A 16762-nucleotide genomic window follows, 5' to 3' on the forward strand; every position below is an offset into this window, starting at 1 on the left:
GCCAGCGCGGCAAACGGGGATAATTCATAGTTCGTCAAAGATTTGCGGCGAATTCTCCGGATCGAGCCGAAGATAACGGCCCGTGGTGCTAGGCTCTGAAATGCGGACTCAAACGACCAGCTATGTCGCGCGGCTGCTCGCCGGCGATCTGTCGGCCTTTGGCGGTCCTGCAACCGACGAGGCCGTGGCCGGGCATATCCGCGCCGAGCAGATGTCGCTGGTGCTCGGCTATTCGGTCGGCATCATGCTGGCCAATGCCTGCAACGCCATCGTGCTCGCGATCGCGCTGTGGCCGTCGCCGGACAGGATCCCTGCCCTGATCTGGGCGGCTTCCGTCGCCGGCGCTGCGATCGCGTTCGGCCTGCAATCGCACGCGGCGCGCCGCGTCACCAAGCCGCAATTCGTCTCGCGTCGCGCGATGCACCGGCTGGTGCGCAACGCCTTCATCCTCGGCGCCGCCTGGGGCATCGTCCCGGTCGCCTTCTTCGCCGACGCCTCGACCGGCGGCCAGCTCGTCATCACCTGCCTGTGCTCGGGCATGCTGGCCGGCGGCGCACTCGCCTTCGCCACCATTCCGATCGCGGCAATCGCCTTCACCGCGCCGATCTTTCTCGGCATCGCCATCTGCCTCGGTCGGAACGGCGATCTCGCCTTTCTCCTCATCGCCTTTCTCGTCGTGGTCTACGGCAGCGTCCTTTTGCGCGGCGTGTTCGTCAATTCGTTCTCGTTCGCCCGGCGCGTGATGCGGCAGATCGAGGCCGAGCGCACGGTTCGGCTCGATCCCCTGACCCATCTGCCCAACCGCGTCGCCTTCAACGAAACGCTCGAGGCGGCGCTCAAGCGGCTGGCGCTATCGGGCGAGGAATTCGCGGTGCTCCTGCTCGACCTCGATCGCTTCAAGGAGGTCAACGACCAGTTCGGCCACCCCGCCGGCGACGAATTCCTAGTTCAGGTCGCAAGCCGCCTGCAACGCTGCACGCGCGCCGCCGAGCACGTCGCGCGCATCGGCGGCGACGAGTTCGCGCTGGTGATGGCCAATCTGACGCGGCCCGAGGATGCGCTGGAGATCGCCGAACGCTTCGTCGCCGCCTTCGCCGAACCGTTCCAGATCGAGGGCCGTCAGATCGTCGGCGCGACCAGCGTCGGCATCGTGCTGGCGCCGCGCGACGGCAACACGCCGCTCGACCTCATGAAGAATGCCGATGCCGCGCTCTACCGCGCCAAGAAGGCCGGGCCGGGCACAATCTGCTTCTTCGAACAAGCCGACGACAGGTCGTCCCGCGAGCGCAAGGCGCTGCAATCGGACCTCGCAGGCGCGATCGCGCGCGACGAGTTGTTCCTGGTGTTCCAGCCCTTCCTCGACCTCGGCAGCAACCGCATCACCGGCTTCGAGGCGCTGCTGCGCTGGCAGCATCCCACGCGCGGGCTGGTGCCGCCGAGCGAGTTCATCGCCATCGCGGAGGAGACCGGGCTGATCCACGAGATCGGCGAATGGGTCATCCGCCGCGCCTGCGCGACGGTTGCGGAGTGGCCGGAAGAGATCCGGGTCGCCGTGAATTTCTCGGCCGCGCAATTTCACAACACGGCCATCCTCCAGACCATCGTGCAGGCGCTCGGCGACGCCAGGATCGCCCCGCATCGGCTCGAGATCGAGATCACGGAATCGATGCTGCTGTCGAAATACGGCTCGGCCGCGACGGTCCTGAACGCGCTGCTGGAGCTCGGCGTCACCGTGGCGCTGGACGATTTCGGCACCGGCTTCTCTTCGCTCACCTACCTGCGCAAGCTGCCGTTCAGCCGCATCAAGATCGACCAGTCCTTCATCCGCGACATGCTGCTGCAGCCGGACTGCGCGGCGATCGTGAAGTCGGTGATTTCGCTCGCGCGCGATTTGCAGATCGGCGTCGTGGCGGAGGGCGTCGAGACGGCCGACCAGCTCGAATATCTCAGGCAGATCAGTTGCGACGAGGTGCAGGGCTACTTGATCAGCCGGCCGGTGGCCGCGGACGGGGTGATGGCGCTGCTGGAGACGAAGCAGATTCGGGCGACTTTCGCGGCGTAGGATTTCGCAATTGATCGTTCGTAGCCCGGATGGAGCGCAGCGCAATCCGGGACGAGTGTGCGCCGGAGCAACACCGCCCCGGATTTCGCTGCGCTCCATCCGGGCTACAATCCGTCCCAAAATTGCCGGGAGGGCGCGCCTCAGACCGCGTCCGCCCGCAGCAGCGTGTCGACCGTGATCGTGCCGCGCGCGCGGGAGACGCAGGCGCAGATCTTCCGGTTGGTTTGCTTCTGGTGGTCGCTGAAGAAGACATCGCGATGGTCGATCTCGCCCTCGACGTCAACCACGTCGATGGCGCAGAGGCCGCATTCGCCGCGCTTGCAATCGGATATCACCTCAAAGCCGCTGGCATTGAGCACGTCGAGCATCGAGCGCTCGCGCGGGATTTCGAGCTCGACACCGGAGTCCTTGAGGCGCACGCGGAACGTTTCCGTCGGCAGCGTGCCGCTGGAGCCGAAGGTCTCGTAGCGGAGATCGGGGAGCGGATGGCCGGCGCCGATCCAGGCATGGCGCGCGGCGTCCAGCATCCGCATCGGGCCGCAGAACAGGGCCAGCGTGCCTTGCGGCAACGCGGCGAACAGCGCGTCGAGATCGAGCCGCTCGCCCTCGTCGCTGGCATGAACCACGAGGCGATCGCCAAGCATCGCGGCGAGATCGTCGAGATAGGCGGCCTCGCTGCGCGAGCGCACGGCATAATGCAGGGTCACATCCGCTCCACGCCGGGCCAGCGCCTGCGCCGCGCCGAGGATCGGGGTGATGCCGATGCCGCCGGCAATCAGGCAATAATTGTCCCGGCTCCAATCGACCGCGAGCAGCGAGGCGGGCTGCGTGATGTCGAGCCTCGCGCCCGGCTGCAAGGACCACATGTAGCGCGAGCCGCCGCGGGACTCATCAGTGCGGCGCACCGCGATCTTGAAGCCCTGCGGAGAGGCCTCACCGACCAGCGAATAGGACCGCGTCTCCGGCAGGCCGTCGATGGTGACGCTGACATTGATGTGGCTGCCGACCGGATAGGAAGTGGCCTCGAACTGATCCGGCTTGATCAGGAATTCGCGGACATTCGGGGTGAGATCGCGGATGGCGACGAGCGTTGCCGCGGTCCAGGTATCGATGAAGCGCATGGTGACTGCCCTCAATCGGTTGCGGTCTTGATCAGCGCGAGCGCCGGCAACAGGTCGAGATGGGTGCGGTTGCGCAGCGCGAGCCGCAGGTTTCGCACCGCGAGCCGGGCATGCTCGCGCATGACGGCCTCGGCGCGCGCGCCTTCGCGGTTCTCGATGGCGTCGATCACGACGCGATGGTGCTCCTGGGCGATGATCAGGATCTGCTGCGCCTCCGGCAGCGCCGATTGCGCCATCACGAAGCCGCTCGGCGAGGCAAACGGCAGCGCCGAGGCGCGGTCGATCTGCCGGATCAGCGGCGGGCTGCGCGACAGTTCCGTGAGCTGGGCGTGGAAGCGCGCATTCAGCGTCACGTAAGACGAGAAAGCATCGACCGAGATCGGCACCTGCCGCAGCAGCTCGTCGATTGCAGCCAGGCACTCCTTCAGCGGCTCGAGCTCGCGTGCGGAGACGCCGCGCTCGGCGGCAAAGCGCGCCGCCAGGCCTTCCAGCGTGCCGCGCAGCTCGATCGAATCGGAGATGTAGCGCTCGGAAAACGCCTTCACCATGAAGCCGCCGGAGGGAATGGCCTCGAGCAGACCCTCCTCCTCCAGCCGCACCAGCGCCATGCGCACCGGCGTGCGCGAGGCGCCGGTCGTCTCCACTGCCTGCAGCTCGGAGATGCGCTCGCCCGGGCGCAAGGCGCCCGACAGGATCTGGTCGCGCAGCGCGAGCTGCGCCTTCACGGTTTGCGAGATGGAGCGGTCGACCTCACGCTCGGCCATGTTCTACTCCGCGGCCTGAAGGTGCTTTGGGGCGTTTTCCTTCGCCACCATCCGATCGATCAGCTTGCGCGACCACATCGCGCCGGCGTCGATGTTGAGGTTGTAGAAGATGCGATCGGGGTTCTCGTCCATCGCGCGCTGCTGCGCTTCCAAGATCAGCTCGTCCTCGCGGAAGATGCCGGAGACGCCCTCGCGGATCTCGGTGGTGAGGCGCTGCTCACCCAGACGATAATTGCGGACGAAGGCCCAGAAGTAATGGCAGGTCTTCTCGGTCTCCGGCGTGATGGTGTTGAGCACGAAGCCGTTGACGCCCTGCGAGCGGTCGCCTTCCGGCGCACCGGTGCCGGCAGGCGCTACACCGACGTCGATGGCGATGGTGCACGGCGCCTCGAAGCGGATGATCTGCCAGCGATCGACGAGGCCCGGCTTGCCGAGCTGCTTGGCCCAGAACGGCGGCGGCTCGATGTTGCGCATCCAGCGCGTCACCGTCACCGTCTTCTCGCCATGGGTGACGTCGAACGGTGCCTCGGCGACGGCATCATTGCCGATGGACGAGCCGTGCACGAAGGTCTCGTGGGTGAGGTCCATGAGATTGTCGAGCACGAGGCGGTAGTCGCAATTGACATGGATGGTCTTGCCGTCGCCGGCCCAGGCGGGATCGTGATTCCAGTGCATGTCCGGCACCAGCGCGGGATCGGCCAGCGCGGGATCGCCCATCCAGAGCCAGAAATAGCGGTGACGCTCGACCACGGGATAAGCGCGCACGCAGGCCGAGGGGTTGATGGTCTCCTGCGAGGGCATGAAGGTGCAGCGCCCCTGCGCGTTGAACTTCAGGCCGTGATAGCCGCAGACGACGGTGTCGCCTTCGAGCCGGCCCTTGGACAGCGGCACCAGGCGATGCCAGCAGGCATCCTCCAGCGCGGCCACCGTGCCGTCGGCCTTGCGATACATCACGACATGCTTGCCGCAGATCGTCCGCGGCAGCAGCGCCGCCTTGACGTCGGCATCCCACGCCGCGGCGTACCAGGCGTTCATGGGGAAGGGTTTTGTCATTGTCTCACTCCCACGGCTTATGAATACGTTATGTATACAATAGCGGGGAGATTGAATTGTTCAAGGCCTGAAATACGCTACTTTGATACCATTACCCTTTCCTATGTATACAGAAGGCTGGGTGAAGGCCTGCGGCTCAACCCTCCCCTGGAGGGGGAGGGTCGCTTCGCATGGAGCAAAGCGGAATGCGGAGCGGGGTGGGGTGATCTCTCCACACGGGCACTGCCCGAGAGGAGAAATCACCCCAACCCGGCGCTTCGCGCCGACCCTCCCCCTCCAGGGGAGGGTAAGAAAGCGGCGGCCTCTCGGAACACCTTACGCCGCGAACACCTTGGCCAACCCCGCCTGGGCTTCCTCCTGAATCCGTTTCAGGTGCTCGGGGCTGCGGAAGCTTTCGGCGTAGATCTTGTAGACGTCCTCGGTGCCGGACGGCCGCGCGGCGAACCAGCCGAAATCGGTTTCGACCTTGATGCCGCCGAAGGGCTGGCCGTTGCCGGGCGCCTTGCTCAGCGTCGCGCGAACCGGATCGCCGGCGAGATCCTTGAGGCCGAGCTGCTCCGGCGTGACGGATTTCAGGATGTTCTTCTGCGGCCCGGTGGCGGCGACGTCGACGCGCGCGTAATGCGGCATGCCGAACTCGGCGGTGAGATCATTGAAGATCTGGCTGGGATCGCGGCCGGTCCTGGCCATGATCTCGGCAGCGAGCAGGCCGAGGATGACACCGTCCTTGTCGGTGGTCCACACCGCGCCGTCGCGGCGCAGGAACGAGGCCCCTGCACTCTCCTCGCCGCCGAAGCCGAAGCCGCCGGTGAGCAGGCCGTCGACGAACCATTTGAAGCCGACCGGCGTCTCGACCAGCTTGCGGCCGAGCTTTTTGGCGACGCGGTCGATGATCGAGCTCGACACCACGGTCTTGCCGATCGCGGCATCCTTGCCCCAGTCCGGACGGTGCGCGAACAGGTAGGAGATCGCGGTCGCCAGATAATGGTTCGGATTCATCAACCCGCCGGTGCGCGTGACGATGCCGTGGCGGTCGGCGTCGGTGTCGTTGGCAAAAGCGACGTCGAAGCGGTCGCGCATGCCGATCAAGCTCGCCATCGCGTAAGGCGAGGAGCAGTCCATGCGGATCTTGCCGTCCCAGTCCACCGTCATGAAGCGGAAGGTCGGGTCGATCGCCTCGTTCACGACCGTAGCTTTCAGGCCGTAGCGCTCGATGATCGGATGCCAGTAATGCACCGCGGCGCCGCCGAGCGGATCGATGCCAATTTTGACGCCGGCGGATTTGACGAGGTCGAGATCGACGACATTGCCGAGATCGGCGACGTAAGGCGTGACGAAGTCGTAGGCGTGGACATTCGCGGCCTTGCGCGCCTTGGCATAGTCGATGCGCTTCACGTCCTCGAGGTCGCCTGCGAGATAGGCGTTGGCGCGCTTCTCGACGGCAGCGGTCACGTCCGTATCGGCCGGGCCGCCATGGGGCGGATTGTACTTGTAGCCACCGTCCTCGGGCGGATTGTGCGAGGGTGTGATGACGACGCCGTCGGCGAGGCCGCTGGTGCGGCCCTTGTTATAGGTGAGGATCGCATGCGAGATGACGGGGGTCGGCGTGTAGCCGCCGTCCTTGTCGATCATGACCTCGACGTCGTTGGCGGCGAACACCTCGACGGCGCTTGTAAGCGCCGGTTCGGCCAACGCATGGGTGTCGATGCCGATGAAGAGCGGGCCGGTCAGGCCCTTCTCCTTCCGGTAATCACAGATCGCCTGCGTGGTCGCGAGGATGTGGCCTTCGTTGAACGTGTTCTTGAACGAGGTGCCGCGATGGCCCGACGTGCCGAACGCCACGCGCTGTGCCGGATCGGACGGATCCGGCTTGCCGGCGAAATAGGCCGTCACCAGCCGCGGAATATTGGTGAGCACGTCCGGCGAGGCCTGCTTGCCCGCCGCTGGATCGACTTCTGCCACTGCAACTCCCCTATGACCTGCAACGATTGCCTGGAGCACCATACCATCGGCCAGCCCGTCGCCAAGCCGATTGCCGGGCCGGGGCAACGTCACGCTCCGGTCGAGACTGAACGCCGATCCGCACCGGATGATCCATGGCGCTATCGTACTTTGGTGCCGGATATCGGTTGATGCAGGACAAGGACGTTGCCGCGCCGCGTGGGCACGCTGCTTGCCATTCAATCAAGGAGGCCGGGACTTGCAGGAATGCCCGGGCCCGGCGGGGAGCCCTGGACGGCGGCGGCGCTGGCCACCTACCTGGCCGATCCCCGCGGCGACATCCACGGCGTCAAGATGTTCTTCAAGGGGCTGCCGAACCCCGCGGATCGGGCCAACGTCATCGCTTTCCTTCAGACGCTGAAGTGATCCGTCGCGACGGTCGCCAGGGCTGATCGAGCGGCGCCCGTTCGCCGGACCATGCGGTTCTGTTATGATCCGCATCGCCCGGAGAATCATCCAACCATGAAGCTTCCGCACTGGCGCCTGGCCGTGCTCATCCTGGTCGCCATCGCGGGGGCTGCGGCGCGCGCAGATGGCGCGGAATTCTACACCGAGGATTTGCGCATCCCGATGGCGGAGACCGGACCGCAGGGGCTCGAGGCCTTCCTGGTCCGACCAGTCGGGACCAAGCGCTATCCCTTGGCGCTGCTCAGCCACGGCTCGCCGCGCAAGTTCGAGGACCGCGCGACCATGTCGGCGCACAAATATTACGGCATCGCGCTGGAATACGCCCGGCGCGGCTTTGCGGCGCTGATCGTGATGCGGCGCGGCTACGGCACCTCGCCCGGCGGGCGCGTCGACAGCGTCGGCGGCTGCGCCAAGGCGGCGTACATGCCGGCGGCCGCCGTCGCGGTTGCCGATCTGCGCGCCGCGATCGATGCGATGGCGCACCGGGCCGACGTGACGACATCGGGCATGATCGCGGCCGGCCATTCCGCCGGCGGCCTTGCCACGGTGGCGCTGAGCGCGCAGGCCCCGCCCGGTCTCGTCGCCGCGATCAACTTCGCGGGCGGCCGCGGCTCGCGCGATGACGACGATGTCTGCAACGAGGACGGGCTGGTGCAGGCCTTCGCCACATTCGGCAAGAGCTCGCGCGTGCCGATGCTGTGGGTCTATGCGAGCAACGATTCCTATTTCGGTCCCGATCTCGCGCGCCGCCTCCATGACGGGTTTCGGGCCGGCGGCGGCAAAGCGAGGTTCGTCACGGCGCCGCCATACGGCGACGACGGCCATTATCTCTATTCGGTCGCGGGCCGGCCGCAATGGACGCCGTATCTCGACGGCTTCCTGCGCGAGCGCGGGCTCGGCCATGAACTCCTGAGCCTGCCCGATCCGCTGCCGCCACCGCCCCAGCTCAACGAGGCCGCGCGGGCCGAGTTCGCGCGCTATCTCGCCAGCCTGCTGCCGCACAAGGCCTTTGCGGTGTCGCCGAACGGCGGCTACGGCTGGCGCACCGGTCGCGCGACGACTGAAGAGGCCCGGCGCGACTCGCTGGCGGCCTGCATGAAATGGTCGCCCAGTTGCACGCTCTATGCGGTCGATGACCAGCTGGCGGAGGCGTCGCAGGCCAAATCCACCGACCAGAGCGCCCGCGCGCGGCAGTGACAGACGCGCCTGAGGCCGGTTTGTTAACTCCAGAGGTCTATGACAAGCCCATGCTGCGGGATCGGACACGCCTCATTCTTGGCGCGACGTGGAGGCACGTCGCGGTCGTCCTGCTCGTGTCGGCTCCGATCGGCGCACTCGCGGGCGACGGAGGTACCGAGCTCGGCGCCGGCGAAACGCCGTCGTCGCGAGCGATGATCCGGAAGATCATCGAGCGGGAAACCAAAAGCACCAATCTGCCGGCCGATGTCGCCGAGGCGGTCGTCTTCGTCGAAAGCGGCTATAATCCGGCAATCATCGGCAGCGCGGGCGAAATCGGCCTGATGCAGGTGCGCCCCGAGACGGCGGCGGTGCTGGGCTTCCGCGGAAGCAACGCGGAGCTGGCCGAACCCGACGTCAACATCCATTACGGGGTGCTCTATCTCAGCCAGGCCTGGCGTCTTTCGGGCGGGGACCTCTGCCGCGCCCTGATGAAATACCGGGCCGGTCATGGCGAAGAGGAGATGACTGCGCGCTCGCAGGTCTATTGCAACCGGGCCCGCAACCGGCTTGTCGCGATGAGCGCGATGCCGGGAGGCCCCGAAGCTGCGGCTGCTCCGGATCCGGCGCCGGCGGTTGCGGTTGCGGTTGCGGCGGCGGCACCCGTGAAACCGGCGAGCCGCCCGAAGATGCCGGTTCAGCCCAAAGCCGTCTATGCCCGCTATCGTCAAGGCACCGCGGCCGCCAGCCGCGCCTATTGGGCCGCCCACGAGGCGAGGGTGAGCCAGATCAAGGCGCGCATCGAAGCACGTTGGAAGCGCGTCGCATCGCGCTGATGACAATGCTGCGGCCCTGTTCGCGGCCGGATGCGCCAGCTCGAGGAAGCTCGGATCCAGGCGCGCCCGCTGCGGCTTGCTCCCCCGTGAGCTTCGCATCTACTGTGCCTCCGAAAGCCTGCACTTGGAGGTGGCGTCATGGAGGTCATACTGCTCGGCACCGGCGGCCCGCGCCCGGACCCGCGCCGCATGGCGACGACCACGCTGATCAGGCTCGGCGACGAGAACATCCTGTTCGACGCCGGTCGCGGCGTCGTGGTGCAGCTCAGCAAGGCCAGCGTGCCGCTCGGCGCCATCAACACGGTCTTTCTCACCCACCATCACTTCGATCACATCGGCGACCTCTACGACGTGATGCTGAATTCATGGATGCACGGGCGCAAGGACGCGCTGCGCATCTATGGACCGCCGGACACCGAGCGGCTCGTCAACACGCTGATCACGCAGGTCTACGACAAGGACATCATTTGGCGGGACAAGGGCGAGCCCAGCTTCGGCGGCTGGAAGCCTGTCGCCGCAACGGACATCGTGCCGGGTCTCGTTCTCGATACCGGGCGCTGGAAGATCAGCGCAGAGCTGGTCTCGCATGGCGATGGCCTCGATATGCCGCCGGCCTTCCTGGCGCGCTGGATGTGTCTCGGCTATCGCTTCGAAGCGGAAGGCAAGGTCATTGCGATCTCCGGCGACACCGTCCCCTGCCCCGGGCTCGAGCGGCTGGCTGCGGGAGCCGACCTGCTGGTGCAGTGCTGCTTCCTCGCCACGCCGGAGATCAACAACGAGCATTTGCGCCGGCTTGCGACATACACGATGGCCTGCGGCGACACCGTCGGGAAGATCGCGGCCAAAGCCGGCGTCAAGAAGCTCGCGCTGACCCATCACCGGCCGCGCACCGACGATGCCATGCTGACCGCATTGCTCGATGAGGTCAGGCGGGACTATGCAGGACCGGTCGTGCTTGCCGAGGATCTCACGCGCATCGAGGTCTGAGCATCATCGATCAGCTCGCCCCCTCAGGACGATCCGACCTCGATGCGGAACGACAATTGCTCTTCTGCGCCGGCTGCGATGTGCATCAGTCCCGGCTTGTCGGTGAACTCGCCTTGAAAGCCGGCGGGACTGGCATAGCCGCGCCAGGGCTCGATGCAGAGGAACGGCGCGCCTGATGGTTTCGACCAGACGCCGAGCTCGCGAAATCCGCGCCAGGACATCTTCAGCCATGGCCCGTTGGATGCGTTACGCGCCGCGGCATAGCGGACCGAATGGCTCTCGATGCGGTCGAAGATGATGGCGTCGTCGACGAACAGGGAGTCCGACAAGGGGAGCGAGGTGCCTTTGACCGGGCTCGGCTTCGCCACGGGGCGCAGGAATCCACCCTCCAGACGGCGGACCGGAGACGATTCTGCGCTCGCGAAGGTCAGCGCATAGCTCTCCTTTGCGGCGCCGGGCTGCAGCGGCCAATTGAAGGCGGGATGACCGCCGATCGACGCAGGCAACGATTCCTTGCCGGTGTTGGCGATCGTGAGCGTCAGATCGAGGCCGGACTCATCGATCGCATAGGCCGCCGTGAGCCGGAACGGGAACGGATAGAGCGCGCGCGTTGCCTCGCTGTCTTCGAGCACCAGGGTGCAGCGGCTCTCGCCGCGCTCTGCCCACGCGAAGCGGCTGTCGCGGGCAAAGCCGTGCTGCGTCATCCGATACGTCTTGCCCTGGTGCCGCAATTCGTCGTTGGCAAGGCGCCCGACGATCGGAAACAGCAGCGGCGCGTGACGCGGCCACTCCGGCCCCGCCTGCCAAAGGAATTCGGTGCCGCCGCCGTTCCTGAGCGAGCATAGTTCGGCGCCGTGCGCCTTGATGGTCGCGCTGAGCCGGCCGTTTCGAATGGAGTGGGTATCATCGCTCATGCGCGACATCTACACCGCGACCTCACATGCAGCAAGGCGGCGCCAGCGCAGGCGCGGCGGTCATCAATGGCGCTTGCTTGTACAGAATGCTGAAGCGTAACGAGAATTTGGGTTCGTTCTGTGAACCATCGCCGACTTGACACCGCGGCTACGCGCAACCACAGGATCGCGGGGATGCAGCCAATATCTCGTATCGCGGATAGCTCACGGCATGTCGGAAGTGATCCTCAGGCGAGCGCGCAGCCCGACACGGATCGGCGAACGACGTGCCTTCAAATAGTCAATTACGGTATCTATCAACTCCAGGATATAGACACTAGCAGGTTAACTCTGAGGCAGAATTATGAGTGGATGCGTATAGTTTGATGGTTGGGCTCCTCATCATATTTGTTCTGCTCGCGATTGGATTCGCGGCCGGCTACGGCACGCGTGAGCTGATCTCTCGTAAGCGGCACGCCGAGTACTTGAACTTGCAGCCCTACGTTTCGCCCGCGCTCAGAACCAGGCCATCATCTTCGGATGAAAGCACCAGGATGCGGTACGCCACATCTCAACCCGCAATGACTGAGCAGACGAACCATGACATGCCTCAGTCGTTTCAACGCGTATCCATTCGGGAGCCGAAGCCAGTGAGACCCGCCGGGCCTGCCGGGGCAAGCTTGCGTCTGATCGAGCCGCATTCCTCCAAGCCCGATACCGGATCCTTGCAGTCCGTGGACATTGAGCAGAGCCTCGAAGAACTGGTCGGACTCCTGCTGCGCAAAAAACAGGGCGGTTAGGACCCCTTTCCTCCGAAGCGTCTGGTCACAAGCCTCTTGCCGCATTTACGTGTCGGCCTGTTGCCGGAAAGTAAGCCCTGGAACCGAGAAGCACCCGGTTGTCAGCAGGAGAGCTCCGGGATCCCGGTAGAAATCCAGGGCACCGGGTCGATGACAGAGCACGTTTTACGGCGGAACCGCCCGCCCGCAGCACAGGCAGGTGTAAAGACTGGCCGGGGCCGCTTAAAAATGGTATGTTTTTAGCGGTTCTGTGGCTACAATACGGCCCGTCACGCGTCCGGAGAGCAGGAGGGCAGATTTGGTTATGCTGATGATCGCAAGCGCCGTGGCGGGTGTTCTTCTGGGGCGTTTTCTTCGCGCATATGCCCTTATTCCCGCAACGATGCTAATCCTGGCTGCAGCATGGTATTTGGGCCTCGAGCACGGTTTCGCGACGGGCGCGATCGCATTCGTCGCTAGCGCGGTGGTCTTGCAAGTCGTCTATTGCGCGAGCCTGCTGATCTATCTGCTCATCGCGAACCTCTCGGTGCTGGACCAGGTGCAGTCGGAGGCATCACCGCAGATGCCTGAATCGCAAATCGCAGCCTAAGACACCTATCCTGAGCGGCACCGAGAATGTTGTCGCAGGCCCGTACACTGTGACAACCTCCCGTAGAAGCGCCGCACCTGCTTAGTTCATGCAGACCATCCCGCAGGGCCGCACTCCTGCCGGTGTGTATGTGAACGCGTCGTTTAGGCGGCCTGATCCCCCTGCGCGCGTGATGCTCCGCTGAAGCTGTTGGCCGCAGCTCCAATCTGCTCAACGACAATATCTGCTACACCCAACTGAATGCGCGTGTGAATGCGTGGCGGAGGCTCTTCTTTGATTTTGATTTCGGCTCGTTGAAACTTCAGCGGAATGGCTGTGTTGCACCAAGTCGAGGGGCCAAATGCTTTTAGACGAGACGAATCCGCGACCAGCTGACGCGACACAGTATGCTCAGGACGTTTGGGAATAAATGGCAACGCGATTTATTTGGAACCGACGCGAAGCGGCCGGCCGATATTCCTCGATTGCAAAGAAGAAGCGCAGATTTGTAGCTCGACACGGGCTTATCAGGTTAGATCAACCTGCTGAGACAACGTGACCGGCCATAGCACCTATATTCGCCGTCTTTTCGTCGATAATGCAGATGTGACCGGTTGGCTGGATAATCCAAAATGGAATTGCTGGCGAGAGCAGCGGCGGGCGACAACGGCGCGCAGAACGCGTTACAAGACTCGATCGTAAGCGGTCAAGCGGCTGTCGCTCTTATAACGCTAGTGCGATCACGGGGCAAGCAGCGTCCTGATCCGATCATTCACCGGATTGATACACGGCCGCTCGACTTCGGCTCCGATGAGATCGTGGCGGTCGGCAAGGTCCGCAACGAGATGTTGCGTTTACCCGAGTTCCTGCGCCATCATCGCCGACTCGGAGTCGGACGTTTCCTCGCGATCGATGACCGTTCGGATGACGGCACGCGAGCATTCCTGCTCGATCAGCCGGACGTTCATGTGTTCGAGATCCGGGAGCCCTTTGCAGAATCAAGTGGTGGCGCGCGTTGGACCAGCGCCGTGCTTGACCAATTCGCGCCTGGACGGTGGGCGCTGACGCTCGACGCCGACGAACTCTTCGTCTATCCCGGTTGCGAAAATTTTGATCTTCGATGGCTGTGCCGATATCTGGAGAGCACCGGCGCGGATTGCATGACCGCGGAGATGGTCGATATGTATCCACGCTGGCTCGGAGGCCCGGAGCGCTACCAACCCGGAGAGAGTCTGGTCGCGTTCTGCCCCTACTTCGATTCAGATACCTATGTGAAGCGCCGACGGCGCGGCTTTCCGAACAGCTACCTGGTGGGCGGTGCGCGAGCGAGGCTGTTTTACGACGAACCGATACCGCCGAAGATCGCCCTTTATGACGCACTTGTACAGTTGCTTGAGCCATACGGGCTGGCGCGGCTGCTGCCTGCAATTAACATCACGCGCTGGCAGCCACCGCTGCTCACTAAAGTGCCGCTCGCGCGCTGGCTGCCCGGCCGGCGCTATATCGCCGCCGGTCACCTGATGGCTCCTCCGGGCAAGCCAGGCGATGTCACAGGCGCCCTGCTCCATTTCAAATTTCTCCACGACTTCACCGATAAGGTCGCAATCGCGGTCAGTGAGGGGAATTATTATCTCGGATCGGTCGAGTATCAGCGCTACGCGGAGCGGCTCGATCAAAATCGGTCGTTCGAGCTCAGCTATCCGAAAAGCCTGATCTACCAATCATCCGACGACCTTGTCCGTTGCGGCCTGATGCGTCTCTCTCCGGCCTATCAGGCCGCGATGCGATAACCTGCCCCACCGCTTCTTGTACACAGGGGGCGCTGGAGCCTGCCTCCAATCGTCACCGGACCCCGTCGTTGTGCTTGATGTTTTCGTCGGTACGACCGACCGTTATCCGCTGTTCCGGAGCACTGATCTCATCGATCAGCTTGCGGCCGAGAAGCCGAAGGAGAAGCTTCCTTCCACGTACCAGTGCCGGATAAAGTGCCCTTGCGAGGCGTGGCCGGGAGAACACCAGCCGATTGAGGCGATTGAAGGCAGTCGCCTCACCGGCAAGCGTTGCCAGCAGATGCATGGCATCGGCGCCATGGTAGTATCGCCCACGCCTGCGAACCACCATGCCTTCATTGAGATCGAGGTTGCGGGCGCGGATATCGCCGACGAGCGGATGCTCCGAACGCGCGTCGATCAGGTGAATGCGCTGCCCACGCTCCCGCAACTGGTACAGCAGAACATAGCGGCTGCATAGTGGGCATTCGCCGTCATAGACCACCCAGATCTCGTCATCACTATGGGTCAATTCGATAATCCGTTCGCTTCCGAACGTCCCGCACAAGCTTGCCCTCCGCCAGGCCGAGGCATACTGAGTCCACCACATAGTGATAGGCGACGATATCATCCATGGTCAGCTTGTTGAATTCGCCATACAGCCATGGATTGGAGAGCATGTGGTGCGGATAGGCATAAAAGCTGTTGTTGTCCTTCACCCAGGGATAGATACGAAAAAAGCGATCCGTCTCGCGGACCAATTTTTCCACGGCTTCCATGGCTACGCCCGTGTCCTGACGCGGAAGGATCTCCGGGCCGCAGGTGGTCGCATCGTGCCAAGTCGCAAGATCGTGGTTGTTGCCGCCAACGCGAGCCCGGAAATGATTCTCAGGGATGTACATGGTTCCGGTCCCGATCATGTACGAGTAGATGCCGAAATACGTGGAAGGCGCGAGAACCTGGCGACCATCGCGAGTCTCGACGAAAAGCCGCGGGCTTGCCAGCTTCGGCCCGTCCAGCCATCCGAGGTGATTGGTGTAGAAGAAGAACCGGCCACAGATGACAGTCGCGACCATCACAACCTTCATCGCCGGGGTGAACCCATCACGCGGCAGCGTGCGTGCCGCAGCTACGATGAACAAGTTGAGCGCAATCCAGAAGAAGAACAGAGCCCCGAGAGTGAAGTATACGCCGATGTGGAAGACGTCGAACAGCAAGCAGAAGAACGACAGCGCGCGCGTCGAGACAGCAGCCAGGGGCGATAGGAGCTGAGCCCCCAACACGAAGACGTTGAAAATCAGCTGGTTACTCACGATCGCGTCCCAGATCGTCTGCAACGCGCCCGGCCATAGGCCGAGCGGGGCGTCGCCGCGTTCGAGTCCCATCAGGATTGAGGTTTGCGTGGGATTTGCGAACAGCCAGGTCCATGGCTTCTCGCCACCAGCCTGCAGCTTTGCGATTCCCGACCAGAAATAGCTACCGACATGCGCCCCGACGGCGCACGCCCAAATCAACCCATAGGCGCGGTCGCGAAGTTGCTTCACGTTATCTGCGGAAGCGAACAGGGTCCGCAGCCACGGCACGCGATCCATCACCCAGGCGCTGGTAAGGACGATCGTGCCGAGCACGCCAAGGACGGCGAAGTTACCGACGTCGAGCATACCGAGATAATCGGTCTCCGTCACGAAGATGCCGGACACCACGCTCACCATTTCGCGCCACGCATGATAGAAGTAGAATAGCGGCACCAGAAATGAAGGACGCCAGATCGCGGCTATTCCTGCCACAACCGCAAGCACCGCACCGTAGCGGAAGAACAGAATCTTGTCGCCCGAACCGAACAGGATGTTGGGCGGCCCTGCGAAGGGCCCCAATGAATCGAACAGCAACTGCACGAAGATCGTCATTCCGATCGCGAAGGCGGTGATCCGTAATGGCGGCGAGAAATCACGGTAGCGAATGGAGCTGAAGGCGAGCGCGCCGGCAAATGCCGAGCAAACCAGCACCAGAGCGTAAATGTCGGACCAGCGCGCGAGATGCGTGACGGCCCGCCGCGAAATCGCAGACAGAATGACGGCTACTGCAAGGAGGACGAGAGGTCCCGCAAGCGACGCGATGCCAGACCGCGCTCCTTGCCGTGATGCAACAGTATACAACGTCATCCCGTCTCGGACCTCCGGAGCTTCGCCATCGAGATCCACTGAACTTTATAGAATGACTAGCGGTCTGCAAACATCGCAAGCGCAGCCCGCCCTGCTGGTGTGAGTGCTCACAAAATCATCTCACGGGAACCTCAGCACTGCGAATCCAAATGTGACAAACTG

15 protein-coding genes are annotated in these 16762 nt (G+C 63.9%); 8 read left to right on the plus strand and 7 right to left on the minus strand.

The features are described 5' to 3' along the window. Nucleotides 1-100: 100 nt before the first annotated feature. A complete protein-coding gene (locus N2604_RS33400; RefSeq protein ID WP_260372216.1) occupies nucleotides 101-2062 on the plus strand; it encodes a bifunctional diguanylate cyclase/phosphodiesterase in 1962 nt (653 codons plus the stop codon). A gap of 140 nt (nucleotides 2063-2202) precedes the next feature. Here the strand turns inward: N2604_RS33400 and N2604_RS33405 are convergent, their stop codons facing one another. The 4 genes from N2604_RS33405 to pgm form a co-directional block, all read right to left on the minus strand. Continuing rightward, the gene (locus N2604_RS33405) at nucleotides 2203-3183 is read right to left on the minus strand and encodes a PDR/VanB family oxidoreductase (RefSeq protein WP_260372217.1); all 981 of its coding nucleotides are present in this window, start codon (nucleotides 3181-3183) and stop codon (nucleotides 2203-2205) included. Nucleotides 3184-3194: 11 nt separating this feature from the next. Further along, nucleotides 3195-3947, minus strand: coding sequence for a GntR family transcriptional regulator (locus N2604_RS33410; RefSeq protein ID WP_260372218.1), 753 nt, complete (start codon nucleotides 3945-3947; stop codon nucleotides 3195-3197). Nucleotides 3948-3950: 3 nt separating this feature from the next. Next, nucleotides 3951-5000, minus strand: coding sequence for an aromatic ring-hydroxylating dioxygenase subunit alpha (locus N2604_RS33415; protein ID WP_260372219.1), 1050 nt, complete (start codon nucleotides 4998-5000; stop codon nucleotides 3951-3953). 315 nt (nucleotides 5001-5315) lie between these two features. Continuing rightward, nucleotides 5316-6962: a phosphoglucomutase (alpha-D-glucose-1,6-bisphosphate-dependent) gene (gene pgm / locus N2604_RS33420; protein WP_260372220.1), complete on the minus strand. Its 1647-nt coding sequence runs from the start codon at nucleotides 6960-6962 to the stop codon at nucleotides 5316-5318. A 246-nt stretch (nucleotides 6963-7208) separates the two neighbouring features. On the opposite strand from pgm, the gene N2604_RS33425 reads away from it, so the two are divergent. From N2604_RS33425 to N2604_RS33440, 4 genes are all read left to right on the plus strand, one after another. Further along, nucleotides 7209-7367 carry a cytochrome c family protein gene (locus N2604_RS33425; protein ID WP_260372221.1) on the plus strand — a complete coding sequence of 53 codons (159 nt, stop codon included), beginning with the start codon at nucleotides 7209-7211 and terminating at the stop codon, nucleotides 7365-7367. A gap of 96 nt (nucleotides 7368-7463) precedes the next feature. Continuing rightward, a complete protein-coding gene (locus tag N2604_RS33430) occupies nucleotides 7464-8606 on the plus strand; it encodes a S9 family peptidase (RefSeq protein WP_260372222.1) in 1143 nt (380 codons plus the stop codon). Nucleotides 8607-8656: 50 nt separating this feature from the next. Next, a complete protein-coding gene (locus N2604_RS33435; protein ID WP_260372223.1) occupies nucleotides 8657-9421 on the plus strand; it encodes a transglycosylase SLT domain-containing protein in 765 nt (254 codons plus the stop codon). A 138-nt stretch (nucleotides 9422-9559) separates the two neighbouring features. Beyond that, the gene (locus N2604_RS33440) at nucleotides 9560-10408 is read left to right on the plus strand and encodes an MBL fold metallo-hydrolase (RefSeq protein WP_260372224.1); all 849 of its coding nucleotides are present in this window, start codon (nucleotides 9560-9562) and stop codon (nucleotides 10406-10408) included. Nucleotides 10409-10431: 23 nt separating this feature from the next. On the opposite strand, the gene N2604_RS33445 is transcribed toward N2604_RS33440, so the two are convergent. After that, the gene (locus N2604_RS33445; protein WP_260372225.1) at nucleotides 10432-11322 is read right to left on the minus strand and encodes an aldose 1-epimerase family protein; all 891 of its coding nucleotides are present in this window, start codon (nucleotides 11320-11322) and stop codon (nucleotides 10432-10434) included. Nucleotides 11323-11687: 365 nt separating this feature from the next. Between N2604_RS33445 and N2604_RS33450 the strand changes: the two genes are divergently transcribed. The 3 genes from N2604_RS33450 to N2604_RS33460 all read left to right on the plus strand — a co-directional run bounded on the left by N2604_RS33450 (nucleotide 11688) and on the right by N2604_RS33460 (nucleotide 14459). Further along, complete coding sequence (locus N2604_RS33450; RefSeq protein ID WP_260372226.1) at nucleotides 11688-12101, plus strand: hypothetical protein; 414 nt, start codon at nucleotides 11688-11690, stop codon at nucleotides 12099-12101. A 304-nt stretch (nucleotides 12102-12405) separates the two neighbouring features. Beyond that, nucleotides 12406-12690, plus strand: a complete 285-nt coding sequence (locus N2604_RS33455; protein ID WP_260372227.1) for a hypothetical protein — start codon at nucleotides 12406-12408, stop codon at nucleotides 12688-12690. A gap of 611 nt (nucleotides 12691-13301) precedes the next feature. Beyond that, the gene (locus tag N2604_RS33460; RefSeq protein WP_260372228.1) at nucleotides 13302-14459 is read left to right on the plus strand and encodes a glycosyltransferase family 2 protein; all 1158 of its coding nucleotides are present in this window, start codon (nucleotides 13302-13304) and stop codon (nucleotides 14457-14459) included. Nucleotides 14460-14511: 52 nt separating this feature from the next. Here N2604_RS33460 and N2604_RS33465 read toward each other — a convergent pair whose 3' ends face one another. Then, nucleotides 14512-14970, minus strand: a complete 459-nt coding sequence (locus N2604_RS33465) for a DUF393 domain-containing protein (protein WP_260372229.1) — start codon at nucleotides 14968-14970, stop codon at nucleotides 14512-14514. Continuing rightward, entirely contained in the window at nucleotides 14960-16600 is a 1641-nt protein-coding gene (locus N2604_RS33470; RefSeq protein ID WP_260372230.1) for a hypothetical protein, read from the minus strand. The genes N2604_RS33465 and N2604_RS33470 overlap by 11 nt, the downstream gene beginning before the upstream one ends. Nucleotides 16601-16762: the final 162 nt, after the last annotated feature.

It is taken from the genome of Bradyrhizobium sp. CB1015, from assembly GCF_025200925.1.
Lineage (GTDB): Bacteria > Pseudomonadota > Alphaproteobacteria > Rhizobiales > Xanthobacteraceae > Bradyrhizobium.

Excerpts from the sequence above, each read along its gene's own strand:
- N2604_RS33400 (WP_260372216.1), top strand. The coding sequence starts at position 101 with ATGCGGACTCAAACGACCAGCTATGTCGCGCGGCTGCTCGCCGGCGAT.
- N2604_RS33405 (WP_260372217.1), bottom strand. The coding sequence starts at position 3,183 with ATGCGCTTCATCGATACCTGGACCGCGGCAACGCTCGTCGCCATCCGC.
- N2604_RS33410 (WP_260372218.1), bottom strand. The coding sequence starts at position 3,947 with ATGGCCGAGCGTGAGGTCGACCGCTCCATCTCGCAAACCGTGAAGGCG.
- N2604_RS33415 (WP_260372219.1), bottom strand. The coding sequence starts at position 5,000 with ATGACAAAACCCTTCCCCATGAACGCCTGGTACGCCGCGGCGTGGGAT.
- N2604_RS33425 (WP_260372221.1), top strand. The coding sequence starts at position 7,209 with ATGCCCGGGCCCGGCGGGGAGCCCTGGACGGCGGCGGCGCTGGCCACC.
- N2604_RS33430 (WP_260372222.1), top strand. The coding sequence starts at position 7,464 with ATGAAGCTTCCGCACTGGCGCCTGGCCGTGCTCATCCTGGTCGCCATC.
- N2604_RS33435 (WP_260372223.1), top strand. The coding sequence starts at position 8,657 with ATGCTGCGGGATCGGACACGCCTCATTCTTGGCGCGACGTGGAGGCAC.
- N2604_RS33440 (WP_260372224.1), top strand. The coding sequence starts at position 9,560 with ATGGAGGTCATACTGCTCGGCACCGGCGGCCCGCGCCCGGACCCGCGC.
- N2604_RS33445 (WP_260372225.1), bottom strand. The coding sequence starts at position 11,322 with ATGAGCGATGATACCCACTCCATTCGAAACGGCCGGCTCAGCGCGACC.
- N2604_RS33450 (WP_260372226.1), top strand. The coding sequence starts at position 11,688 with ATGGTTGGGCTCCTCATCATATTTGTTCTGCTCGCGATTGGATTCGCG.
- N2604_RS33455 (WP_260372227.1), top strand. The coding sequence starts at position 12,406 with ATGCTGATGATCGCAAGCGCCGTGGCGGGTGTTCTTCTGGGGCGTTTT.
- N2604_RS33460 (WP_260372228.1), top strand. The coding sequence starts at position 13,302 with ATGGAATTGCTGGCGAGAGCAGCGGCGGGCGACAACGGCGCGCAGAAC.
- N2604_RS33470 (WP_260372230.1), bottom strand. The coding sequence starts at position 16,600 with ATGACGTTGTATACTGTTGCATCACGGCAAGGAGCGCGGTCTGGCATC.